The organism is Streptomyces sp. NPDC033221, from assembly GCF_055577005.1.
The window spans coordinates 277,154-299,475 of the sequence record NZ_JBVIQN010000003.1; the positions used below are offsets into that span (position 1 = coordinate 277,154).

A 22,322-nucleotide genomic window follows, 5' to 3' on the forward strand; every position below is an offset into this window, starting at 1 on the left:
ATTAATGCCTCATGGCGCCGCGTTGTCCGCGTACATCCGGGAGATGACGTCCTCGATGTCCGGCTCCCGCACCGACAGATCGACCAGCGGATACCGCTCCGCCACCGCCGAGACGATGGGCGCCGCGCTCTGTGCGGCCGGGAACGCCAGCCACTGCCGCGGCCCTTCGACCTTGACCGTACGGGCGCCGGGCACCCCCTCGATGGGCGGCAGCTCCCGTTCCAGATCGACCACCAGGGTCCGTTCGCTGCGGCCGACGGCGTGCAGCCCGTCCAGGCCGCCGTCGTAGACCAGCCGTCCGTGGTCGATGACCATCACCCGGTGGCAGAGCTGCTCGATGTCGGTGAGGTCGTGGGTGGTCAGCAGAACGGTGGTACCGCGCTCCGCGTTCACCTCGCGCAGGAAGCCGCGCACCTTGGCCTTGCTGATCACGTCCAGCCCGATGGTCGGCTCGTCGAGATAGAGCACCTCCGGGTCGTGCAGCAGGGCCGCCGCGATGTCACCGCGCATCCGCTGGCCGAGCGAGAGCTGCCGCACCGGGACCGGCAACAGTCTCCCCAGGTCGAGCAGTTCGACGCAGCGCTCCAGATTCCGGCGGTACACGGCGTCCGGAATCCGGTACATCCGCCGCACCAGTTCGTAGGAGTCCTTCAGCGGCAGGTCCCACCACAGCGTCGTACGCTGCCCGAAGACCACCCCGACCCGGCGCGCCAGCCGGGTGCGTTCGCGCGCCGGGTCGATGCCCGCCACCCGCAGCCGTCCGCCGCTCGGCACCAGGATGCCGGTGAGCATCTTGACGGTGGTGGACTTGCCCGCGCCGTTCGGGCCGATGTAGCCGACCATCGCGCCGCGCGGCACACGGAAGCTGAGGCCGTCGACGGCCCGCACCTCCTCGCGCACCCGCCGCAGCCGCCCCTTCCTGCGCCGTACGCGGAAGACCTTCTCGACGCCGTCCAGCTCGATGAAACCGGACTCCCCGCCGGACGGGCCGGGGCCGTACGCCTGCTCGCGCCGCCCCTCATCAGCACGGGACGCCGCCCCGCCGCCGGCCCGCTCCGGGCCCCGCACCGTGTCCCCGGTCCCGCTCCGCATACCGTCCTCAGCTCCCCGTACTCCGATAGTTCCGCAGGCCCGACCGCCAGGCCAGCCACGCCAGGACACACATCAGCGCCGCCACCGCGGGCCCCAGGAAGTCCACCCAGCCCGGCAGCCCGAGCGGATCGTCGCGGCCCAGCAGCCGCAGCGCGGGCAGCCAGTTGACGAAGGCCAGCGGTACGACGAAGGTGACGCCGCGCACCAGGTCCTTGGCGAAGACGGTGGGCGGGTACTGCAGCATCGTCGTCCCGCCGTACGTGAACGAGTTCTGCACCTCGGCCGCGTCCTGCGCGATGAACTGGAACGCGGCCCCGATGGTGAAGACCGCCCCGAAGATCACCGCGCCGCACAGCAGCATCAACGGCACCAGCAGCACCTTGCCCGGCGTCCAGTCCACCTCCAGCCGGGGCAGCGACCAGCCCAGCACCAGCGCCGCCTGCAGAATCCGGCCGAGCCGGCGCAGCGCGAAACGGTCCGCCGCGACCTGCGCGAAGACCGGTACCGGCCGCACCAGCAGAACGTCCATCGTGCCGTCCCTGACCCGGGACCCGAGCCGGTCCATACTGCCCAGCACCAGATCCGCCAGGCCCAGCGCGGCGCCGGACGTGCCGTACAGGAACGCCACCTCGGGCAGCGAGAACCCGCCGAGGGCCGTGATGTGCGAGAACATCAGCAGGATGGCCAGGAAATCCAGGCCGGTGGCGGCGAAGTTGCCGAGCGCGGTCAGCAGGAAGGACGCCCGGTAGGCCAGCGTGGAGCGTATCCACATCGCCGCGATCAGCCCGTACGCCCGCAGCCCCGCGCCCCACTGCGCGACCGCCCCGGCGCGCACCCGCCCCTCAGCCACCCTGCACCACGACCTTCCGCGTCGCCACGGACTGCACCAGCCGCCCCGCCGCCAGCAGCACCACCGCCCACCCCGCCTGGAAGGCCAGCGCCCACGCCACACCCGCGCCGTCGTGCACCCCCAGCAGCACGTCGGCCGGAACCTGGAGCATCGAGGACCACGGCAGCAGCCGTACGGCCTCCCCGAAGCCGCCGGGAAAGACGTTCAGCGGCAGCACCATCCCCGAGAAGAACAGGCACAGCAGCCCGGCGACCATCGACACGCCCGCGCCGTCCAGCAGCCAGAACGACGTCAGCGCCATGAGATAGCGCAGCGCGAAGCCCACCACCACACCGAGCGCCACCGACACCAGGAACAGCAGCCAGGTCACCGGGGAGGCGGGCAGCGCCGAGGGAAAGACCAGCGTGCCCACCGCCATCGGCACCAGCCCCCGGCCGAGCAGCTGGAAGGCGGCCCGCCCCAGATCCGCGGCCAGCCACCACAGCTGGAGATCGGCGGGCCGGTACAGGTCGACGGCGACGTCCCCGCTGCGGATGCGCTCCTGCAGCTCCTCCAGACCGCCGCCCATGAGCAGCCCGGTCGCCGCCAGCAGCGCCTGGCCGGTCCAGACGAAGGTCAGCGCCTGCGGCAGGTCGTATCCGCCCAGGTGGGGGCGCTCGGTCCACAGGGCGGTGTAGGTGTAGGCGAGGATGAAGCCGAAGACGGTGTTGGTGAAGACACCGGAGACGGTGGCGATACGGTAGGTGGCATAGCGCCGGAAGCTGCCAGCCGCGACGGCTGCGTACAACACGCCGGAGACCTCCCGTACCTGACGGCGCGCCATGTCCGGGCGCGGAGCACAGGAGCCTAGTTCGGGACGCGGGTGCCGGGCCACGCATTTATTCACCCGTTCCGGTGAGACTTTCGACCCGTTCGGCCGGTCACGGAGCGGTCACAGGTGCGCGCCGCCCCTCGTGAGTGAAGGGCATGATGCGAGAGTTTCGTATCGGGCGACAGTTCCTTTTCCGGCTTTGGACGCGAATCGCCCGACACGTCACCGATCCGCCGCGGTACAACCCTCGGCGGCGGCCGAGGAGTCCATACAGACATGAGCGACGATCCGCAGCAGGACGGCAAGGCCGGCCCCCGCGTACCGAGGTGGGCCGCGCGCTCCGAGTTGCCCCCGGCCGCCGGTGAGGACGACCCCCCGGAGGGCCCGGCGGCCGGCGGCAAGGCCGCCACGTCACGGCCCAAGCGCACCGGCTGGCGGCGCGTCATCCCCTCCTGGCGGGTGGTCCTGGGCGGTCTGCTGCTCATCCTGCTGCTGATCGCCGGCGGCCTCGTCGCCGGGTACATGCTCGTACCCATCCCCGCCGCCAACCGGGCCGCCCAGGCGCAGAGCAACGTCTACCTGTACGCGGACGGCAGCCAGATCGCCCGCGACGGCAAGGTCAACCGCGAGAACGTCCCGCTGAGCCAGGTGCCGAAGACCACCCAGGAAGCCGTACTGGCCGCCGAGGACCGCGACTTCTACTCCGAGTCCGCCGTCGACCCGGTCGCCATGCTCCGCGCCGCGTGGAACACCGTCACCGGCAAGGGCAAGCAGTCCGGCTCCACCATCACCCAGCAGTACGTGAAGAACTACTACCTCGGCCAGGAGCAGACCCTCACCCGCAAGGCCAAGGAGTTCTTCATCGCGATCAAGCTGGACCGCGAGCGCAGCAAGTCCGAGATCCTGGAGGGCTACCTCAACACCAGCTACTACGGCCGCAACGCGTACGGCATCCAGGCCGCGGCCCAGGCGTACTACAGCAAGAACTCCGACCGGCTCACCACCGCCGAGGGCGCCTACCTCGCCACCCTGCTCAACGCGCCCAGCGCCTACGACGTCGCCACCCACCCGGAGAACCGGCAGCGCGCCGAGGACCGCTGGAACTACGTCCTGGACGGCATGGTCAAGAAGAAGTGGATCAGCGCGTCCGAACGGGCCACGCTGAAGTTCCCCACGCCCGGCAAGACCAAGCCGCCCACCGGCCTGTCCGGACAGCGCGGCTACCTCGTCGAAGCGATCAAGGACTACCTGACCAACAACAAGATCATCGACGATCAGACGCTGGCGGCCGGCGGCTACCGCATCACCACCACCATCGACAGGAAACGCCAGGACGCCCTGGTCGACGCCGTCGACGAGAAGCTGACCCGGCAGCTCGGCAGCTCGCCGGCGGACCGCTACGTACGGGCCGGCGGCGCCTCCATCGACCCCGCCACCGGCAACGTCGTCGCCATGTACGGCGGCATCGACTACGCGAAGCAGTACGTCAACAGCGCCACCCGCCGCGACTACCAGGTCGGCTCCATCTTCAAGCCGATCGTCTTCGCCGCCGCCGTCGCCAACGACGCCGTCACCCAGGACGGCAACAAGATCACCCCGAACACGGTCTACGACGGCACCAACAAGCGCGAGGCCGTCAGCGACGGCCGGCGCACCGGCTTCGCCCCCGAGAACGAGGACGGCCGCTCGTACGGCCCGATCACCGTCTCCACCGCCACCGACAAGTCCGTCAACGCCGTGTACGCCCAAATGGGTGTCGACGTCGGCCCGCAGAAGGTCAAGGACACCGCCATCGACCTCGGCGTCCCCAAGGACACCCCGAGCCTCGGCTCCTCCGAGGGCGCCATCTCGCTCGGCACCGCCACCCCCAGCGTGCTGGACATGACGCAGGTCTACGCGACCCTCGCCAACCACGGCAAACAGCACGCCTACAGCCTCGTCGGCAAGGCCACCAAGGGCGGCGAGACCGTCGAACTGCCGGACCGCGGCGAGAAGACCGCGGTCCCCCGCAACGCCGCCGACACCACCACCTCGATCCTGCGCAGCGTCATCGAGAGCCCCGGCGGCACCGGCGCAGCGGCCCGCGCCGCCGGACGGCCCGCGGCCGGCAAGACCGGCACCGCGGAGAAGGACAAGGCCGCCTGGTTCGCGGGCTACACCCCCGAGCTGGCCACCGTCGTCGGCGTCCTGGGCCAGGACCCGGACACCGGCGCGCAGAAGCCCCTGTACGGCGCGGCGGGCCAGGCCCGGATCAACGGCGGCGGCTTCCCCGCCGAGATCTGGGCGGAGTACACCGCGGCCGCCCTCAAGGGCAAACCGGTCAAGGACTTCGACCTGGACCTGGAGGAAGGCGCGAGCCAGGCACCCAGCGAGTCGGCGTCCGACACGCCCAGCGCGTCGCCGAGCACCAGCACCGCACCGCCGGCCGACACCGCCCCGCCCACCGGCCCGACCGGCTACCCGCCGTCCAGCGGGCCGACCACGGCCCCCGGGCCGAGCTTCCCGACGTTCCCGACCCAGCAGCCGACCACCCCGCCCACCGACGACTGGCCCACCATCGAGCCCCCCACCGGGGGCACCGAGGGCGGCATCGGCGGGGGCCGGGGCGGCAGCGGCGGCGGAATGGGAGGCGGCATCGGGTACGACGGGGGCTACGGCGGATGGGAGAACTTCCCGGGAGCCTGAGCGGCCCCCGGACCGTGCGGGGGCTGTGCGACCCCGGGGCCGTGCGGGGGCCGTGCGGCGCGTACGGCCGGATCAGTGGCCGGACGTCATCTTCAGCCCCACCACCGCCACCAGCAGCAGGCAGATGAAGAAGATCCGCGCGGCGGTGGCGGGCTCACCGAGCACCAGCATGCCGACGACCGCGGCACCGGCCGCGCCGATGCCGACCCAGACGCCGTAGGCGGTGCCGATCGGCAGGGTCCGGGCGGCGTAAGAGAGCAGCACCATGCTGGCGACGATGCCCGCGCCGGTGAAGACACTGGGCCACAGCCGGGTGAACCCGTCCGTGAACTTCATACCGATCGACCAGCCGACTTCGAGCAGACCGGCGACGGCGAGCAGAATCCATGCCATGACGGCACCTCCGTGGAAAACGAGCTTCTACAGGGGTGCGTCGTCTTGTCGTGACCCGGTACGGCGCGTCTCGTCGGGATGCCTCCGACCCTAGCAAAAGGCAGGCAAAACGGGCGGTGACCCTGGTCACCGCCCGCCCTCACCGCCCTACGGCCGTACCGCTACGGGTACCGCCCGGCGGCCTCTACAGATACAGCCCCGTGGCGTCCTCGGCGCCCTCCAGGCGCTCCGCCGCCACCGCGTGCAGATCACGCTCGCGCATCAGCACGTACGCGACACCGCGCACCTCGACCTCGGCCCGGTCCTCCGGGTCGTACAGCACCCGGTCACCGGGCTCCACGGTCCGTACGCTCTGGCCCACCGCGACCACCTCGGCCCAGGCCAGGCGGCGGCCGACCGCCGCGGTCGCGGGAATGACGATGCCGCCGGTGGACCGGCGCTCGCCCTCGGCGATGTCGGTACGGACCAGCACCCGGTCGTGCAGCATCCGGATGGGCAGCTTGTCGTGGGTGTCCTTGGCGTTATTCGGGCTCACGGCACGACCGTACCCGGCCGCGCGGCCCGGCAGCGCCCGCCCTGCTAACGCCGGCGCCGGGAGCCCACCACCAGCAGCCCGACCACGGCCACACCGATCATCGCCAGCGGCACCACCCGCTCCAGCCGGGGCGCGCCGTCCTCCGCCACCAACTGGGCGCGGATGTCCGAGACCGCGCGGTTGGCGGCCACATACGCCCGCCCCGCCGTACGGTCCACGGCCGCCGCCGTCTTCGCCTTCGCGTCCCCCATGATCGTCTTCGGGTGCAGCCGCACACCGATCTCGTCCAGCGTCACGGCAAGCTCCTGCCGCCTGCGGACGATGTCCTTCTCGATCTGCGCAGGGGTCCTGGCTTCCGACACCGCGCTGCCTCCGGTCGTCTCGATCCGTCTCCGTGCGGACAGTCTGTCAGCACCACCGCCCCGGCGCCCCACAGCACCCCCTTTTCGGGCGCCTCAGTAACCTCGGGGCGTAGCGCAATCAGGGGCGCGACCCGCTCGCGCACCCGCCACCCCGTACGTGATCCCCGCGTGCCGCCCACCCCAAGGAGAGCCATGAGCGAGCGACTGCAGCCCGGCGACACCGCCCCCGCCTTCACCCTCCCCGACGCGGACGGCAAGCAGGTCTCGCTCGCCGACCACCGCGGCCGCAAGGTCATCGTGTACTTCTACCCGGCCGCGCTGACCCCCGGCTGCACCAAGCAGGCCTGCGACTTCACCGACAACCTCGACTTCCTGGCCGGCCACGGCTACGACGTCATCGGCATCTCCCCCGACAAGCCGGAGAAGCTCGCGAAGTTCCGCGAGAAGGAGGAACTGTCGGTCACCCTGCTGGGCGACCCCGACAAGGAGGTCCTTCGGGCCTACGGCGCCTTCGGCGAGAAGAAGCTGTACGGCAAGGTCGTGACCGGCGTCATCCGCTCCACGGTGATCGTGGACGAGGAGGGCAAGGTCGAGCGGGCCCTGTACAACGTGAAGGCCACCGGCCACGTCGCCAAGATCATCAAGGATCTGGGGCTGTAACCCACGGCCGGACGGCCGACAGCGGGCGGCCGGGGCCGGTGGACCGCACACACCGGCCCCGGCCCCCCCCCACGGCCCCTACGAGGCCGCCACCGCTCCCCGCTCCGCCACCAGCACCCGCTCCGCATCCCCCGGCTCCGCCGGACCCGGCAGCTCCAGCACCGCCTCGGCACCGCCGCCCTCGGCCGCACCGAACACCAGCCGGCCGCCCAGCACCTGCGCCTGCCCGGCCGCGATCGTCAGCCCCAGGCCATGCCCCGTACCGCGCTCCGGAGCCGCCGTACGGAACCGGCGCGGCCCCTCGTCACACAGCTCCGGCGGAAACCCGGGCCCGTGATCACGCACGACGATCCGCGCGCCCTCGACCCGCACCTGCACCGGCGGCCTGCCGTGCTTGGCCGCGTTCGCCAGCAGATTGACCAGCACCCGCTCCACCCGGCGCCGGTCCGTCTCCACCACCCGCGCCGGGCCCGCCACGACGACCTCGACATCCGTGATGCCCCGCACCAGCTCCGCCCGGCCCACGATGCCGCGCACCAGCGACGGCAGATCCACCGCGTCCAGCTGCGCCGACTCCACCCCCGCGTCCAGCCGGGACACCTCCAGCAGATCCTCCACCAGACTGCGCATCGTCTGCGCCCGGTCCCGCACCAGCTCCACGGCCCGCTCGTGCGGCAGCAGCTCGGCCGCCGCGACCAACCCCGCCACCGGCGTACGCAGCTCGTGCGCCACATCGGCGGTGAACTTGCGCTCCGCCTCCACCCGCGCCGCCAGCGACGTCGCCATGTGATGCACCGAACGGCCCAGCTCGGCCACCTCGTCCCGGCCACCCGCCGCCAGCGCGTCCGCGTCCGGCGGCTCACCCGCCGCGATCCGGCGCGCCGCCGCCGCACTGAGCCGCAGCCGCCGCGACAGCCGCTGCGAGACGAACCACGACACGCCCGCCATCAGCACCACCGTGCCGATACCCGCGATCACCAGCGCCCGGTCCAGCGACTCCTGGGCCGGATCGTTGTCCGGGAACGCCGCCGACACCGACAGCGTCCGCGGCTGCCCCGGGGGCCCACCGGTCCCGGAATCACCACTCCCAGCCCCATCAGTCCCTGCACCACCACTCCCGGAACCACCGGCTCCGGAACCACCGCCCACCCCGGTCGCCGCCCACACCCGCGGATCCTCGCCCTGACTCACATACGTACCGGACTTGCCCTCCAGGACAGCGGCGCGCAACGGGCTCGGCAACGTCGCGTCGTCCAACTGCGCGCCCAGCGCCAGCGTGCCGTCCCGCTCATAGATCTGCAGCGCCGAACTCAGCCGGTCGTCCTGGTACGAGCGCGCCGACCGCTCCCGCTCCGCATCCGCGATGTGATGCACCGCGAACCCCAGCACCACCACCGCCAACACCGTCACACACGAAATGGCCAGCGCGATCCGGCCCCGGATGCCCATCACGCGAGGTTGTACATCTCCGTCGAATCACCGAGCGGCGTCGAGCCCTCGTACGTCACCTCCAGCCCCGTGAAGGCCCGCGCGCCGTCCACCGTCTTCGCCCCGTACAGCCGGAACGTCGCCGGGAAACCGGCATCCGCACCCGCCCCCGCCGCGGCCTTCTCCACCTGCACCACACCCTTGCCCTCGGCCTCCGCCGTGCCGTACCGGTGCCAGGTGATGCCGGTCGCCACCATGCCGGCATCCGCACACGTCAACGTGATGACCTGCGGCTTGATCTCCGGCTCGCCGAAACCGCAGTCGCGTACGCCGGGCAGCCCGCCGGTCGCCTTCCCGGCCGACTTCACGTCCTGCACCGCCGACGTCTTCGGCGCCGCGTCCACCGCCGACGCGCGGTCCGTCGCCTGGCTGAACCACACACCGCCGGCCGCCAGCGCGGTGACCGCGGCGAAGGTCGCCAGGGCGGTGCGCCCGCTGAACCGGCGGGAACCCTCGCGGTCGGTCATCAACTTCTCCTTCCGGGGCAGCGGCCCCGTGCCGGCGCGGAACGGGCCACCGCGGCCGAACGCGTCACCCGCGCGGATCGCCCGGGTAAAGGTCCCACGCGCGCGCGGACCGGGCTGCGCGTACGCGGGGTACGCGTACACCAGGTATCCACAGAACGAACGGTTCGGAGCATAAGGGTGGTTTCGATACCCGCAACTCTCCCCTCCCCGCCACACAGGCTGATTGCCCGGACACTTCGGTGACCACGCGGCCTTGTACCAGTTCTGTAACAGCGACCGTCACACCCCTGGCGAAATCCACCACGAAACCGGGAGAAACCGCTGCGCCGGACGGCGCAGACTACGTGACGTACGTCGCGTTGTGGGGTCAGAGTGGTTTGAGTCGCGCTCCAGTGCGCAGGCGCACCTGTCGTACGACCACCTTTGTGATCACCGGCGACCGCCGACGGCCCGCCCGGCCACGAGGACGCCCACGACCGCTGCGACCCCCCTGCCGCGCATCGAGCGCGCTGACCGACCGAGAGGACTCGACTCGTGCCGACCGGCAGCACCGAAGCCGAACCCACGACCGACCGGGACCCTGCGGCGTTCAAACGCCACAGAAACCTGTTCCGTGCCGTCGCCCGCCGCCGCAACCCCCGGCTGCGCCGCACCGACATCACGGTGACCGACGAGCGCGTCGTCAAACGCGCCGTGAAGGCCGCCGCGCTCGGCAACGCCATGGAATGGTTCGACTTCGGCATCTACAGCTACCTCGCGGTCACCATCGGCAAGGTCTTCTTCCCCGGCGGCAGCGACACGGCCAGCCTGCTCTCCTCCTTCGCCACCTTCGCCGTCGCCTTCCTCGTACGGCCCATCGGCGGCGCGTACTTCGGCCCCCTCGGCGACCGTATCGGCCGCAAAAAGGTCCTCGCCCTCACCATGATCATGATGGCCGCGGGCACCCTGTGCATCGGCCTGATCCCCTCGTACGCCAGCATCGGCCTGTGGGCCCCCATCCTGCTGATCGTCTTCCGCATGGTCCAGGGCTTCTCCACCGGCGGCGAGTACGGCGGCGCCTCCACCTTCATCGCCGAATACGCGCCCGACAAGAAGCGCGGCTTCTTCGGCAGCTTCCTGGAGATGGGCACCCTGGCCGGCTACACCGGCGCCGCCGGCCTGGTCCTCGTCCTCAACACCTGGCTCGGCCCCGACGCCATGCACGACTGGGGCTGGCGCATCCCCTTCCTGGTCGCCGGACCGCTCGGCCTGGTCGGCCTCTACCTGCGGATGAAGCTCGACGAAACCCCCGCCTTCCAGAAACTGGAAGCGGCCCAGACCCACAACGGCGACGCCTCCCTCACCGAGACCGAAGCCGACTTCTCCCACCTCTCGGAGAACGCCCCCAAGAAGAAGCTCGGCGAGATCTTCTCGCAGCAGTGGCCGATGCTGATCCTGTGCATCGCGCTGGTCGGCGCGTACAACATCTGCCACTACATGCTGCTCTCCTACATGCCGACCTACCTGACCGACACCCTCCACTACGACGAGGCGCACGGTCTGCTGATCGTCATCGGCACCATGCTCGTCCTGATGTGCATCATCAGCAGCGTCGGCAAACTCAACGACCGCTACGGCCGCAAGCCCCTGCTCATGGCCGGCATGCTCGGCTTCTTCGTCCTCTCCATCCCCGCCTTCCTGCTGGTCAAGCAGGGCAGCATGGCCGCGATCATCCCCGGCATGCTGATGCTCGGCCTCTCCCTGGTCTGCCTCCTGGGCACCATGTCCGCCGCGCTCCCCGCCCTCTTCCCCACCAGCGTCCGCTACGGCTCCCTGTCCATCGGCTACAACCTCGCCGTCTCCCTCTTCGGCGGCACCACCCCCCTGGTCATCACCGCCCTCATGGACGGCTTCGGCGGCAACGACATGATCCCCGCCTACTACGCCATGGGCGCCGCCCTGGTCGGCGTTATCGCCGTAGCCTGCATGAAGGAAACCGCCCAACAGCCCCTGGAAGGCTCCCCGCCGGCGGTGGCCACCAAGGAGGAGGCCGTGGAAATGGTCACGGCCCAGTCGCCGGACCCGCGGTTCTGAATCCCTTCGCACTCCGCATCGCGGCCCTCGCCCTCGCCGGGCGGGGGCCGCGGTCGTTTTTTTGGGTTTTTGGGCTGTTCGGCGTAACCGGGTGGGGTGGGGGACGTTGGGCAGTTCGAGGGCACAACACACGGCCGAAAAACGACGGGGGATCACATGCCGGTCAGTCCCTACACTCGCGAACGCTTGACCGAGGTGGCGGCTTCGTCTCGGACGTTGTCGGAGGCATTGGTCAAATTAGGCGTGGATCCGAAAGGTTCTCGGCGTACGTACCTCCGCGAGCGCATGAGGTTGATGAAAATCGATACCTCGCACTTCGCGAGCGAGGGCGCACGCTGGACCAAAGAAGTACTGGAGCCTGCGGTGGCTTCCTCCACCAACGTCTGTGAAGTACTGCGATACCTCGGAATCGAGGAGGTGGGCGGCCACCACACTCACATCAGCCGCCGGATCCGGGCGCTGGGGATCGACACCTCGCACTTCACGGGCAAGAGCCGCACCAGGCGGGCCACCCGGCGTCGCTCCGATGCCGGTCTGCTGGTGGAGATGCCGGCCGCAGGTGCCCGCCGGGTGCCGAGCAGCCGCTTGAAGACGGCGATGCTGGCTCGCGGCGCCACGGAAGTGTGCAGGCTGTGCGGTACAGGACCGAACTGGCGCGGCAGCACCATCCCGCTGGAGGTCGACCACATCGACGGCAATTGGCGCAACAACCGCTTGGCGAACCTCCGGATTCTCTGCCCCAATTGCCATTCGGTGACGGACTCCTATCGCGGCCGCGGCAAAAAGGCCCGGAGCGCGCGGGCAGGCGTACAGCGATGAGCAGCGGCGTGCGCTACACGAGGGAACTGCTCGAAGAGGCCGCTCGCCGCTGCAAGAACATCGACGAGGTCATCGCCTTCGTCGGTGTCCGCCCCTATCAGCAAGTCCAGCGGTACATTCTCCGGCGCTTCGCCCACTTCGATATCGACGTTTCGCACTTTGAAGCCGTGGGGCGCCGGGGCTCCCACCCGCGCCCCACAAAAGCGGCGCTCCAGGCAGCCGTCGCCTCCTCCTGTTCCGTGGCGGCGGCCCTACGGCACGTGAACCGGGCATCGAACTACTGCACGCGCGCGCAGTTCCGGCGTTGGATCCGCGAGTACGGCATCGACACCAGCCACTTTCTGGGCCAGGCCCACCAGCGGGGGAAGACGATGCACAACAGGAAACCAGCTCACGAGATCCTCAGAAAACAGGCCACCGGTCGTCGCACCGGCGCATCGCAACTGCGCCGGGCATTGCTGGAAAGCGGCGTTGCCGACCGGTGCGCAGAGTGCGGAACCGGCCCGGTGTGGCACGGTCGGCCGATGACACTGGAGATCGACCACATCGACGGCGACTGGAGCGACAACCGGCCCGAGAACCTCCGCCTGCTGTGTCCCAACTGCCATGCGGCGACCAGCACCTGGTGCAGGGGAGGCAACCCGCACCGCGGAGCCCGTTGACCTTTCCGTGTTCCGCTGAAGCCGCCAGCCGGTACCATGGCTGGCGGCTAGTGGCCGTGGCGGAAAGGCAGACGCGCGCCGGTTTAGATCCGGGTGAGCTTAGCTCGTGTGGGTTCGAATCCCACCGGCCACACTGGTCAGAAGGGCTGTCCCTCGGAGAGGGGCAGCCCTTCTGCTTGCCTCAGCCCAGCAGCTCCCGCACCACCGGCACCAGCCCCCGGAACGCCTTGCCGCGATGGCTGATGGCGTTCTTCTCGTCGGCGGTCAGTTCGGCGCAGGTGCGGGTGTCGCCGAGGGGCGCCAGGATCGGGTCGTAGCCAAAGCCGCCGGTGCCGGCGGGGGTGTGGCGGAGGGTGCCTTCGAGGCGGCCCTCGACGACGCGTTCGGTGCCGTCGGGGAGGGCGAGGGCCGCGGCGCACGCGAAGTGGGCCGTGCGGTGGCCGTCGGCGATGTCGGAGAGCTGGGCGAGGAGCAGGTCGAGGTTGGCCTGGTCGTCGCCGTGCCGGCCGGCCCAGCGGGCGGAGAAGATGCCGGGGGCGCCGCCGAGGACGTCGACGCACAGGCCGGAGTCGTCGGCGACGGCCGGGTGGCCGGTGGCCCGGGCGAGGGCGTGGGCCTTGAGGAGGGCGTTCTCGGCGAAGGTGACGCCGGTTTCCTTGACGTCGGGGACGTCCGGGTACGCGTCGGCGCCGACCAGTTCGACGTCGAGGTCGGCGGCGGCCAGGATGGCGCGGAGTTCGGTGACTTTGCCGGCGTTGCGGGTGGCGAGGATCAGGCGCTTCATGGGGCCCGATTATCCAGGGGCGGCGGCCGGCCCGCTCATCCCGTGGCGCAGCTCCTGGTGAGTGCGCCGGCCGCGTCCCGCAGTGCGGTGAGGTCAGGGGCCTTGCCGTCGCGTACGGCGTCGTCGGCCTTGTGCACGGCGTCGGTGAGGCCGCTGAGCGCCTTTTGGACGTCGGGGTCGTCCGTCGCCTTCTGGATCTTGCCGAGGTCCGCGTTGAGGCGGTCGATGGCGCGTTCGGCGTCCTGGGGGCTGTCGGCGGCGTTGCTCAGGTCCTGTTTGAGGGAGGACAGGTCGTTGGCGAACGTCGTGGCGGTCTTGGCGCAGCCGACGGCCTTCTCGACGGCGCCGCAGGCGGCGAGGAGGGGGACGGTCAGGGCGGCGGCCGCCAGGAGGGCCGCGGTGGTGGCCGGGCGGCGGTTCGCGGTGCTGCGGAGTGCGGTATGGCGGCGTGGTGCCATGGAACGGTCCTCCCCTGGGCGTGCCGTGCACGGGCGGTGCAGCGGTACTGGTACTAGGGAGAACGCCTTCGGGCGGGCTTTGGTTGCCAGGGCCGGGAGGGAGGCGGGGCGGCTGCCCCGTGTGTCAGATGAGGCCGGTCTGGGTGAAGAGCATGGCCAGGACGACGACCAGGGTCCAGCCGGCGAGGTGTTCCAGCAGGTTGCGGTCGTCCTTGGGCCCGCCGGTGCGGGACCGGGACACGGTGACGGAGGCGTCGGCTGCGGCAGCCGTGGCAGCGGATGTGGACATGCGTTCCACGGTGCGCGGCGCGTCGGCGTTTTCCTAGAGACGCAGATCCCACGAGGGAAAGGTCACAGGACGGGCGCGCGGGGGCGGTACGGGCCGCGCCGGCCCACCGTGGCGGGGGCCGGCGCGTCAAGAGGCTCGTACGGCGGCCGAGGAGACCGCGTGCGGGCCTTACAGCGTGCGGGCGAGGGCCTCGCGCTGGGCGGCGTCCAGAGTCGAGCAGCCGGCGACGGCGAGGTCGAGGAGCGAGTTGAGTTCCTCGCGGGCGAAGGGCTCGGCCTCGGCGGTGCCCTGGACCTCGACGAAGCGGCCGTCGCCGGTGCAGACGACGTTCATGTCGGTCTCGGCGCGTACGTCCTCCTCGTAGCAGAGGTCGAGCATCGGTACGCCGCCGACGATGCCGACGCTGACGGCGGAAACGGTGCCGATGAGCGGCTGGCGGCCGGCCTTGATGGTCTTCTTGGTCTGGGCCCAGGAGATGGCGTCGGCGAGGGCGACGTAGGCGCCGGTGATGGCGGCGGTGCGGGTGCCGCCGTCGGCCTGGAGGACGTCGCAGTCCAGGACGACGGTGTTCTCGCCGAGGGCCTTGAAGTCGATGACGGCACGCAGTGAGCGGCCGATGAGGCGGGAGATCTCGTGCGTACGGCCGCCGATCTTGCCGCGGACGGATTCGCGGTCGCCGCGGGTGTTGGTGGAGCGCGGCAGCATCGAGTACTCGGCGGTGACCCAGCCTTCGCCGCTGCCCTTGCGCCAGCGCGGGACGCCTTCGGTGAGGGAGGCGGTGCAGAAGACCTTGGTGTCGCCGAAGGAGATCAGCACGGAGCCTTCGGCGTGCTTGCTCCAGCCGCGTTCCATGGTGACGGGGCGGAGTTGGTCGGGGGTGCGGCCGTCGATACGAGACATGGCCCCGACCCTATCGGCTCGGCGGCGGGGCCGGTTCCGGGTCGGGTGAGGGTTGGGTGAGGGTCGGGGCGGGGGTACGGAGGGGGAGGGATGCGCGGGTACGTACGCGTGTTTCGGCGGTACGTGCGGCCGCGTGCCGCTGCCGTCCGTCCCCATGCCGGAGCCCCGGTCCTCGCCTGGTGCGGCGGGCGGCCGGGGCTCGGGCGGGTGAGCGGTCAGCTGCTCACATCATGTCTTCGATCTCGGCGGCGATCGGGTCCGCGTCGGTGCCGATGACGACCTGGATGGCGGTGCCCATCTTCACGACGCCGTGCGCGCCGGCGGCCTTGAGCGCGGCCTCGTCGACGAGGTCGGGGTCGGCGACCTCGGTGCGCAGGCGGGTGATGCAGCCCTCGATCTCTTCGATGTTGTCGAGGCCGCCGAGCCCGGCGACGATCTTCTCAGCCTTGCTGGCCATGTCCACTCCTGCTTGTCTCGGCCACCGCGCGGTCGGTGCCGCTCGGTGATCACACGGTAACGCACGTTCAGCCCAGTTACCCGGGCACATGCCCGCGCTCTGGCGAATGATGGCGACCACCCGGCAGCGCTTTTCCGGGGGTCCGAAACGCACCACAAGTGGTCTACACCATCAGTATGCGGCACGTACCGAACCGGCCCGCGACGGGTCGGCGGCCGGGAGGACGCGGATGAGCCCGAACGCGGCGACAGCGGGGCGCAAGAAGCGGTCGGCGAGCCTGTTCCAGGGCTTGCAGAAGATGGGGCGCAGCCTCCAGCTGCCCATCGCCGTGCTGCCGGCCGCGGGCATCCTCAACCGGCTGGGCCAGCCGGATGTCTTCGGCGCGGACGGTCTGGGCTGGGAGAACGTGGCGAAGGTGTTCGCGGGTGCGGGCGGCGCGCTGCTGGACTCCTCGCTCGGTCTGCCGCTGCTGTTCTGCGTCGGTGTGGCGATCGGGATGGCGAAGAAGGCGGACGGTTCGACGGCGCTGGCCGCGGTGGTCGGCTTCCTCGTCTATTACTCGGTGCTGCACCAGTTCCCGCAGGACTGCGCGGCGGGTTCGGCGTATGCGACGGCCGGGCAGTGGGGCGGGGTGTGTGTGGACGGGAGCGGCAAGGCGACTCCGGCGGGTTTCCAGAATCCGGGGGTGTTCGGCGGCATCGTGATGGGGTTCTTCGCCGCGTGGATCTGGCAGCGGTATCACCGCGTGAAGCTGGTGGACTGGCTGGGCTTCTTCAACGGGCGCCGGCTGGTGCCGATCATCATGGCGTTCGTCGGGCTGGCCTTCGCGGCGCTGTGTCTGTGGGTCTGGCCGCCGATCGGTGACGCGCTGACCGGCTTCAGCAGGTGGCTGACGGATCTGGGGGCCACCGGTTCCGGCATCTTCGGTGTGGCCAACCGGGCGCTGCTGGTGATCGGGATGCACCAGTTCCTCAATACGTTCATGTGGTTCCAGTTCGGTGACTTCACCAAGCCGGACGGTACGGCGGTGCACGGTGACATCAACCGGTTCCTGGCGGGTGATCCGACGGCCGGGCAGTTCACCACGGGCTTTTTCCCGATCATGATGTTCGCGCTGCCGGCCGCGGCGCTGGCGATCACGCACTGCGCCAAGCCGCACCGTCGCAAGGAGATCGGCGGGCTGATGCTGTCGGTCGGTCTGACGTCCTTCGTCACGGGTGTGACCGAGCCGATCGAGTATTCGTTCCTGTTCGTCGCGCCGGTGCTGTACGCGCTGCACGCGGTGCTGACGGGTGTGTCGATGGCGGTGAGCTGGGCGCTGGGCGTCAAGGACGGTTTCAGTTTCTCGGCCGGTCTGATCGACTACGTGATCAACTGGGGGCTGGCGACCAAACCCTGGATGATCATTCCGATCGGGTTGTGTTTCGCGGTCGTCTATTACGTGTTGTTCCGCTTCGTGATCATCAAGTTCGACCTGCACACTCCGGGCCGTGAGCCGGAGGAGGTGGAGGAGGAACTGACGAAGGAGAACACGAAGTAGGCGGGTGGGGCAGGGGCAGGGGCAGGGGCAGGGGCCACCGGGGCGGGGCGCGACGGCCGGGTGGCTTTCGTACGGGGGAGATGCGCGCGGTTCGGCCCGGGCCGGTCGGTCCCGTGGGCGGCGGCACTTGTAGGCCGGTCGCCATGTGATCTAAACCTTGGGAACAACGGATTCCTTTATGTGTGGGCGACATGCTAAAAATGGTCTAAACCACTGAGTGGTGTAGACCAAGCCGGCGGGCCGTCCCCCTTCTCCCGGAGCCCGCCTCACCAGGAGGAATCCGATGAGTTCGGCCACCGCTACGGCGGCTCCAGACAAGAAGCGGCGCGGCGCCGGCGCCATGGCTGTAGCCCAGCGCATCGGCCGCAGCCTCATGCTGCCGATCGCGACGCTGCCCGCCGCGGCGCTCATGGTCCGGCTCGGCCAGCCGGACATGCTCGGCCGGGATTCGTTCCCCGCGTTCCTGAACAAGATCGCGGAGTTCATGGCCGCCGGCGGCGGCGCGCTCCTGGACAACATGCCGCTGCTGTTCGCCGTCGGTATCGCCATCGGCTTCGCCAAGAAGGCGGACGGCTCGACCGGCCTGGCCGCGGTCGTCGGTTACCTGGTCTTCAGCAAGGTGCTGGCCACCTTCGGGGACGACAGCCTCCCGAAGATCGCCAAGGTGGTGGACGGGAAGATAGTCCAGGAGGCCGCGCCCGCCGACGCGAAGGTGCTCGGCGGCGTGGTGATGGGCATCGTGGTCGCCCTGCTCTACCAGCGCTACAGCCGCAAGAAGCTGCCGGACTGGCTCGGCTTCTTCAGCGGCCGCCGCCTGGTCCCGATCCTGTCGTCCTTCGCGGGCCTGGTCATCGGCATCGTCTTCGGTTACATCTGGCCGGTTCTCGGCGCCGGTCTGCACAACTTCGGTGAGTGGCTGGTCGGCTCCGGCGCGGTCGGCGCGGGCATCTTCGGTGTCGCCAACCGCGGTCTGATCGCGGTCGGCATGCACCACCTGCTGAACTCCTTCCCCTGGTTCCAGGCCGGTGACTTCGAGGGCAAGCACGGCGACATCGCCCGCTTCCTGCAGGGCGACCCGAGTGCCGGACAGTTCATGACCGGCTTTTTCCCGATCATGATGTTCGCGCTGCCCGCCGCCTGCCTGGCGATCGTGCACTGCGCCCGCCCCGAGCGCCGCAAGGTCGTCGGCGGCATGATGTTCTCGCTCGCGCTCACCGCCTTCGTCACCGGTGTGACCGAGCCGATCGAGTTCACGTTCATGTTCATCGCGCCGCTGCTGTACGCGGTGCACGCGGTGCTGACCGGTGTGTCGATGGCGCTGACCTGGGCGCTGGGCATGAAGGACGGCTTCGGCTTCTCGGCCGGCGCGATCGACTACCTGCTGAACCTGGGCATCGCGACCAAGCCGCTGATGCTGGCCGTGGTCGGCCTGTGCTTCGCCGCCCTGTACTACGTGATCTTCCGGTTCGCGATCGTCAGGTTCAACCTCAAGACGCCGGGCCGTGAGTCCGACGAGGAGATCGCCGAGATGCAGAAGATGGAAGGCAAGTAGGCCCCGGCCCCACGCCTCCCGAGCAGCAGGCCCCCGCGACCCTGTGGTCGCGGGGGCCTGCTGCATCTTCGGCCGGGCGTACGTGCGGCCGGGGCCGCGCGGCTCAGATCTCGTACACCGCGCCCGCCTTGGCGACCTCGACCGGCCCGTCGAAGACCTCCTGCGCGTCGCGCAGATTGATGCCCGGGTCGGTCCACGGCGGGATGTGGGTCAGGACGAGGCGTCCCGCGCGGGCGCGCGCGGCGTGCGCGCCGGCCTCGCGGCCGTTGAGGTGGAGGTCCGGGATGTCTTCCTTGCCGTGCGTGAAGGACGCCTCGCACAGGAAGAAGTCGGTGTCCTCGGCGAGGCCGTCCAGGGCGTCGCAGACCCCGGTGTCCCCGGAGTACGTCAGCGACTTGCCGTCGTGTTCGATACGGAAGCCGAACGCCTCGACGGGGTGGCTGACCAGATCCGTACGGATGGTGAACGGTCCGACGGTGAAGGTGCCGGGGGTCAGCGTCCGGAAGTCGAAGACCTCGCTCATCGCCTGGTCGGTCGGCAGGTCCGCGTGCGCGGCGGTCAGCCGGCGCTCGGTGCCGGCCGGGCCGTACACGGGCATCGGCGCGCACCGGCCGCCGTCGGGCCGGTAGTAGCGCACCACGAAGTAGCCGCACAGGTCGATGCAGTGGTCGGCGTGCAGATGCGACAGGAGTACGGCGTCGAGGTCGTAGAGACCGCAGTGGCGCTGCAGCTCGCCCAGGGCGCCGTTGCCCATGTCGATGAGCAGCCGGAAGTCGTCGGCCTCCAGGAGATAGCTCGAACAGGCCGATTCCGTGGAAGGGAACGACCCCGAGCATCCGACGACAGTGAGCTTCATGCGGGCGTGAACCTCCGTGGCTGGGGGCGGAGCGGCGGGTCCATGCGGGGCTTCGGCGGGCGCGTGCACCAGTCCCCGCCGGGTCCTCGTCCGGCGGGCGTCCTGCCGGGTCTGAGCGGTCATTGCGGTGCCCACGAGCGTAAGGCGCGAAAGGGCCGGTGGCTCCTCCGGCGGGGCGAGCTGTGGGCGGAATCACCAGTCCGGGTGGGTGTGTACAGGACGGTGTTCCCCTGCTGTGGTTCCCCGGTGCCGGACGCCTACACGACGGCGCCCGCACGCCGGTACGGCCGTGCCGCCCGGCTGCTTCGGCCGGTACGGTCGGGACGGTCGGGACGGTCGGGACGGTCGGGACGGTCGGGACGGGGCCGGGTATGTGGAGGGAGCGGGTTTGGACGTCTCGGGGTGGTGGCCGGCGCTGGTCGTGGTGGCCGCGCTGGCGCTGGTGGCGGCGATCGTCGACGGACGGGCCCGGTCGCGGGGCGCGCAGCGGCGTCGAGGGGCGCGCTTTCGGCCAAGAACGCGGGAGCGCGACCGTACGCGCCCCGGCGGGCATCCCGCCCGGACCACGGAACCGGGCGCCCGCACGCCCCGGGCGCGGGAGATCTGGTGGGCCCTGGTGCCGTACGAGGACGAGCCGGGCGCGAAGGACCGTCCCTGCCTGGTGCTGTCGGTGCACGGCCGTACGGCGCACGTCGTGAAGATCACCAGTCGGCACCATCCGGACCGGCCGGGTGTGCTCCCCCTGCCGCCCGGCACGGTCGGCGACGAGCGCGGCCGGACAAGCTTCCTGGAGACGGACGAGCTCCGCGAGGTGCCGCTACGGAACTTCCGCCGGCCCGCGGGGACCGTCGACGGCGCCCTGTGGAAGCGGGTACGCCGCCTGACCGGGGGGTGAGGCGGCGAGGGCGCTGAGGCCTGACGGCCGCACCCCTCCATCACGGCCTCACGCCTCCGTCACAGTCCCGCACCCTTACAGCCTCACGGCCTCACGGCCTCACGGCCTCACGCCCAGAGCTGACCATGCAGCGTCTCGATCGCGGCCTCGGTTGATGCGGCGGTGTAGACGCCGGTGGACAGGTACTTCCAGCCACCGTCGGCCACGACGAAGGCGATGTCAGCGGGCTGCCCCGCCTTGACCGCCTTCTTGGCGACGCCGATCGCCGCGTGCAGGGCCGCGCCGGTCGAGACGCCCGCGAAGATGCCTTCCTCGGCGAGGAGTTCGCGGGTGCGGCGGACGGCGTCCTCGGAGCCGACGGAGAAGCGGGTGGTGAGCACCGACGCGTCGTACAGCTCGGGCACGAAGCCCTCGTCGAGGTTGCGCAGCCCGTAGACCACGTCGTCGTAGCGCGGCTCGGCGGCGACGATCTGTACGCCGGGGACGTGCTCGCGCAGGTAGCGGCCGACGCCCATGAGGGTGCCGGTGGTGCCCAGGCCCGCCACGAAGTGGGTGACGGAGGGCAGGTCGGCGAGGATTTCGGGGCCGGTGGTGGCGTAGTGCGCGCCGGCGTTGTCGGGGTTGCCGTACTGGTAGAGCATCACCCAGTCGGGGTGTTCGGCGGCCAGTTCCTTGGCGACCCGTACGGCCGTGTTGGAGCCGCCCGCCGCGGGCGAGGAGATGATGTCCGCGCCCCACATGGCGAGCAGTTCGCGCCGCTCGGAGGAGGTGTTCTCCGGCATGACGCAGACGATCCGGTAGCCCTTGAGCTTGGCCGCCATCGCCAGCGAGATGCCGGTGTTGCCCGAGGTGGGCTCCAGGATCGTGCAGCCGGGGGTGAGCCGGCCGTCCTTCTCCGCCTGCTCGATCATGTGGAGCGCGGGGCGGTCCTTGACCGAGCCGGTCGGGTTGCGGTCCTCCAGCTTGGCCCAGATGCGGACGTCGGCGGAGGGGGACAGCCGCGGCAGGCGGACCAGCGGGGTGTTGCCGACCGCCGCCAGCGGGGAGTCGTACCGCATCAGCGCTGTTCCCGGGGGTCGCGCGCCATGCCCGAGCCGCCGGCCACGGCCGGCAGGATGGTGACGCTGTCGCCGTCGCTGAGCTGGGTGGAGATGCCCTTCAGGAAGCGCACGTCCTCGTCGTTCAGGTAGACGTTCACGAAGCGGCGCAGCTGGTCGCCGTCGACGAGGCGCTCCCGGATGCCGGAGTGGCGGCTCTCCAGGTCGGTGAAGAGGTCGGCGAGGGTCGCGCCGCTGCCTTCGACGGCCTTCCGGCCGTCGGTGTAGGTGCGGAGGATGGTCGGGATACGGACCTCGATGGCCATGGGAGCTCCTGTGGAAAGGCGGTGGCGTGCGGGGCGGGCGTGCGGGCGGCGCGGCTCGGGGCGTGCGTCGCGGAGGCGCTGAGCGGGAGGGGCACGGTGCGGCGCGCACGGCGTGGTGCGCGCGGGAACCGCCGCGCGGCCGGTGTACCGGCGGCGTCAGGCGGCAGCGCGGAGGGGACAGATGGCGCTGGCAAGGCGGCACAGGTCGACGTGCAGCCGCGCCACAAGCAAAATGCCCGGCGTCTTTTCGCTCACGTCGTCAGGAACCATGCGGTCATCGTATCGATTCCCGGTCCGGGGACCGGAACCTCGTCTTGCGATGCGGACGCCC

Annotated in this window: 25 protein-coding genes, 1 tRNA gene and 1 riboswitch; of the genes, 9 read left to right on the forward strand and 17 right to left on the reverse strand. The window is 70.6% G+C overall.

What is annotated here, in order from left to right; all coding sequences use genetic code 11:
- Positions 1-9: 9 nt before the first annotated feature.
- The 3 genes from ACZ53K_RS05265 to ACZ53K_RS05275 all read right to left on the reverse strand — a co-directional run bounded on the left by ACZ53K_RS05265 (position 10) and on the right by ACZ53K_RS05275 (position 2,765).
- Positions 10-1,092, reverse strand: coding sequence for an ABC transporter ATP-binding protein (locus tag ACZ53K_RS05265; RefSeq protein ID WP_468832195.1), 1,083 nt, complete (start codon positions 1,090-1,092; stop codon positions 10-12).
- A gap of 7 nt (positions 1,093-1,099) precedes the next feature.
- A complete protein-coding gene (locus ACZ53K_RS05270) occupies positions 1,100-1,864 on the reverse strand; it encodes an ABC transporter permease (protein ID WP_468832355.1) in 765 nt (254 codons plus the stop codon).
- A 70-nt stretch (positions 1,865-1,934) separates the two neighbouring features.
- A complete protein-coding gene (locus ACZ53K_RS05275) occupies positions 1,935-2,765 on the reverse strand; it encodes an ABC transporter permease (RefSeq protein ID WP_468832197.1) in 831 nt (276 codons plus the stop codon).
- A 264-nt stretch (positions 2,766-3,029) separates the two neighbouring features.
- Between ACZ53K_RS05275 and ACZ53K_RS05280 the strand changes: the two genes are divergently transcribed.
- A complete protein-coding gene (locus ACZ53K_RS05280) occupies positions 3,030-5,438 on the forward strand; it encodes a transglycosylase domain-containing protein (RefSeq protein WP_468832198.1) in 2,409 nt (802 codons plus the stop codon).
- A gap of 72 nt (positions 5,439-5,510) precedes the next feature.
- Here ACZ53K_RS05280 and ACZ53K_RS05285 read toward each other — a convergent pair whose 3' ends face one another.
- The 3 genes from ACZ53K_RS05285 to ACZ53K_RS05295 form a co-directional block, all read right to left on the reverse strand.
- Complete coding sequence (locus ACZ53K_RS05285; RefSeq protein WP_030023730.1) at positions 5,511-5,831, reverse strand: DMT family transporter; 321 nt, start codon at positions 5,829-5,831, stop codon at positions 5,511-5,513.
- A 34-nt stretch (positions 5,832-5,865) separates the two neighbouring features.
- Positions 5,866-5,937: riboswitch (guanidine-III (ykkC-III) riboswitch) on the reverse strand.
- A gap of 78 nt (positions 5,938-6,015) precedes the next feature.
- Complete coding sequence (locus ACZ53K_RS05290; protein WP_050515252.1) at positions 6,016-6,318, reverse strand: GroES family chaperonin; 303 nt, start codon at positions 6,316-6,318, stop codon at positions 6,016-6,018.
- Between the two features lie 92 nt (positions 6,319-6,410).
- Positions 6,411-6,728, reverse strand: a complete 318-nt coding sequence (locus tag ACZ53K_RS05295; RefSeq protein ID WP_468832199.1) for a DUF3618 domain-containing protein — start codon at positions 6,726-6,728, stop codon at positions 6,411-6,413.
- A 192-nt stretch (positions 6,729-6,920) separates the two neighbouring features.
- Here ACZ53K_RS05295 and bcp point away from each other — a divergent pair, with 192 nt between their 5' ends.
- Positions 6,921-7,388 carry a thioredoxin-dependent thiol peroxidase gene (gene bcp, locus ACZ53K_RS05300; RefSeq protein WP_468832200.1) on the forward strand — a complete coding sequence of 156 codons (468 nt, stop codon included), beginning with the start codon at positions 6,921-6,923 and terminating at the stop codon, positions 7,386-7,388.
- A 78-nt stretch (positions 7,389-7,466) separates the two neighbouring features.
- Here the strand turns inward: bcp and ACZ53K_RS05305 are convergent, their stop codons facing one another.
- Together ACZ53K_RS05305 and ACZ53K_RS05310 are read right to left on the reverse strand one after the other, a co-directional pair.
- Positions 7,467-8,837, reverse strand: a complete 1,371-nt coding sequence (locus tag ACZ53K_RS05305; RefSeq protein WP_468832201.1) for a sensor histidine kinase — start codon at positions 8,835-8,837, stop codon at positions 7,467-7,469.
- Positions 8,837-9,343: a hypothetical protein gene (locus ACZ53K_RS05310; RefSeq protein WP_468832202.1), complete on the reverse strand. Its 507-nt coding sequence runs from the start codon at positions 9,341-9,343 to the stop codon at positions 8,837-8,839. Before ACZ53K_RS05310 ends, ACZ53K_RS05305 begins: the two co-directional genes overlap by 1 nt.
- Before the next feature lie 534 nt (positions 9,344-9,877).
- On the opposite strand from ACZ53K_RS05310, the gene ACZ53K_RS05315 reads away from it, so the two are divergent.
- The 4 genes from ACZ53K_RS05315 to ACZ53K_RS05330 all read left to right on the forward strand — a co-directional run bounded on the left by ACZ53K_RS05315 (position 9,878) and on the right by ACZ53K_RS05330 (position 13,030).
- Entirely contained in the window at positions 9,878-11,416 is a 1,539-nt protein-coding gene (locus tag ACZ53K_RS05315) for an MFS transporter (protein WP_468832203.1), read from the forward strand.
- Between the two features lie 156 nt (positions 11,417-11,572).
- The gene (locus ACZ53K_RS05320) at positions 11,573-12,235 is read left to right on the forward strand and encodes an HNH endonuclease signature motif containing protein (RefSeq protein ID WP_468832205.1); all 663 of its coding nucleotides are present in this window, start codon (positions 11,573-11,575) and stop codon (positions 12,233-12,235) included.
- The gene (locus tag ACZ53K_RS05325) at positions 12,232-12,897 is read left to right on the forward strand and encodes an HNH endonuclease (protein WP_468832206.1); all 666 of its coding nucleotides are present in this window, start codon (positions 12,232-12,234) and stop codon (positions 12,895-12,897) included. Before ACZ53K_RS05320 ends, ACZ53K_RS05325 begins: the two co-directional genes overlap by 4 nt.
- 50 nt (positions 12,898-12,947) lie before the next feature.
- Positions 12,948-13,030, forward strand: a tRNA-Leu gene (locus ACZ53K_RS05330).
- Between the two features lie 48 nt (positions 13,031-13,078).
- On the opposite strand, the gene rdgB is transcribed toward ACZ53K_RS05330, so the two are convergent.
- The 5 genes from rdgB to ACZ53K_RS05355 all read right to left on the reverse strand — a co-directional run bounded on the left by rdgB (position 13,079) and on the right by ACZ53K_RS05355 (position 15,785).
- The gene (gene rdgB, locus ACZ53K_RS05335; RefSeq protein WP_468832207.1) at positions 13,079-13,681 is read right to left on the reverse strand and encodes an RdgB/HAM1 family non-canonical purine NTP pyrophosphatase; all 603 of its coding nucleotides are present in this window, start codon (positions 13,679-13,681) and stop codon (positions 13,079-13,081) included.
- Positions 13,682-13,716: 35 nt separating this feature from the next.
- Positions 13,717-14,139 (reverse strand): hypothetical protein, encoded by a 423-nt coding sequence (locus ACZ53K_RS05340; protein ID WP_468832209.1) that lies wholly within the window; start codon positions 14,137-14,139, stop codon positions 13,717-13,719.
- Positions 14,140-14,263: 124 nt separating this feature from the next.
- Positions 14,264-14,428 (reverse strand): SCO1431 family membrane protein, encoded by a 165-nt coding sequence (locus tag ACZ53K_RS05345; RefSeq protein WP_468832210.1) that lies wholly within the window; start codon positions 14,426-14,428, stop codon positions 14,264-14,266.
- 168 nt (positions 14,429-14,596) lie between these two features.
- The gene (gene rph, locus ACZ53K_RS05350) at positions 14,597-15,328 is read right to left on the reverse strand and encodes a ribonuclease PH (RefSeq protein ID WP_468832211.1); all 732 of its coding nucleotides are present in this window, start codon (positions 15,326-15,328) and stop codon (positions 14,597-14,599) included.
- A gap of 223 nt (positions 15,329-15,551) precedes the next feature.
- On the reverse strand, positions 15,552-15,785 hold the full coding sequence (locus ACZ53K_RS05355) for a PTS sugar transporter subunit IIB (protein ID WP_468832212.1): 234 nt from the start codon (positions 15,783-15,785) through the stop codon (positions 15,552-15,554).
- A 229-nt stretch (positions 15,786-16,014) separates the two neighbouring features.
- On the opposite strand from ACZ53K_RS05355, the gene ACZ53K_RS05360 reads away from it, so the two are divergent.
- Positions 16,015-17,325 (forward strand): PTS transporter subunit EIIC, encoded by a 1,311-nt coding sequence (locus ACZ53K_RS05360; RefSeq protein ID WP_468832214.1) that lies wholly within the window; start codon positions 16,015-16,017, stop codon positions 17,323-17,325.
- A gap of 283 nt (positions 17,326-17,608) precedes the next feature.
- Entirely contained in the window at positions 17,609-18,877 is a 1,269-nt protein-coding gene (locus ACZ53K_RS05365) for a PTS transporter subunit EIIC (RefSeq protein WP_468832216.1), read from the forward strand.
- A gap of 103 nt (positions 18,878-18,980) precedes the next feature.
- On the opposite strand, the gene ACZ53K_RS05370 is transcribed toward ACZ53K_RS05365, so the two are convergent.
- Entirely contained in the window at positions 18,981-19,733 is a 753-nt protein-coding gene (locus ACZ53K_RS05370; protein ID WP_468832217.1) for an MBL fold metallo-hydrolase, read from the reverse strand.
- A gap of 388 nt (positions 19,734-20,121) precedes the next feature.
- Between ACZ53K_RS05370 and ACZ53K_RS05375 the strand changes: the two genes are divergently transcribed.
- Complete coding sequence (locus ACZ53K_RS05375; protein ID WP_468832219.1) at positions 20,122-20,628, forward strand: type II toxin-antitoxin system PemK/MazF family toxin; 507 nt, start codon at positions 20,122-20,124, stop codon at positions 20,626-20,628.
- 107 nt (positions 20,629-20,735) lie between these two features.
- Here ACZ53K_RS05375 and ACZ53K_RS05380 read toward each other — a convergent pair whose 3' ends face one another.
- The 3 genes from ACZ53K_RS05380 to ACZ53K_RS05390 form a co-directional block, all read right to left on the reverse strand.
- The gene (locus ACZ53K_RS05380) at positions 20,736-21,686 is read right to left on the reverse strand and encodes a PLP-dependent cysteine synthase family protein (RefSeq protein ID WP_468832220.1); all 951 of its coding nucleotides are present in this window, start codon (positions 21,684-21,686) and stop codon (positions 20,736-20,738) included.
- Positions 21,686-21,991 (reverse strand): MoaD/ThiS family protein, encoded by a 306-nt coding sequence (locus ACZ53K_RS05385; protein ID WP_468832221.1) that lies wholly within the window; start codon positions 21,989-21,991, stop codon positions 21,686-21,688. The genes ACZ53K_RS05380 and ACZ53K_RS05385 overlap by 1 nt, the downstream gene beginning before the upstream one ends.
- Before the next feature lie 156 nt (positions 21,992-22,147).
- A complete protein-coding gene (locus ACZ53K_RS05390) occupies positions 22,148-22,261 on the reverse strand; it encodes a putative leader peptide (protein WP_468832223.1) in 114 nt (37 codons plus the stop codon).
- Between the last annotated feature and the right edge of the window lie 61 nt (positions 22,262-22,322).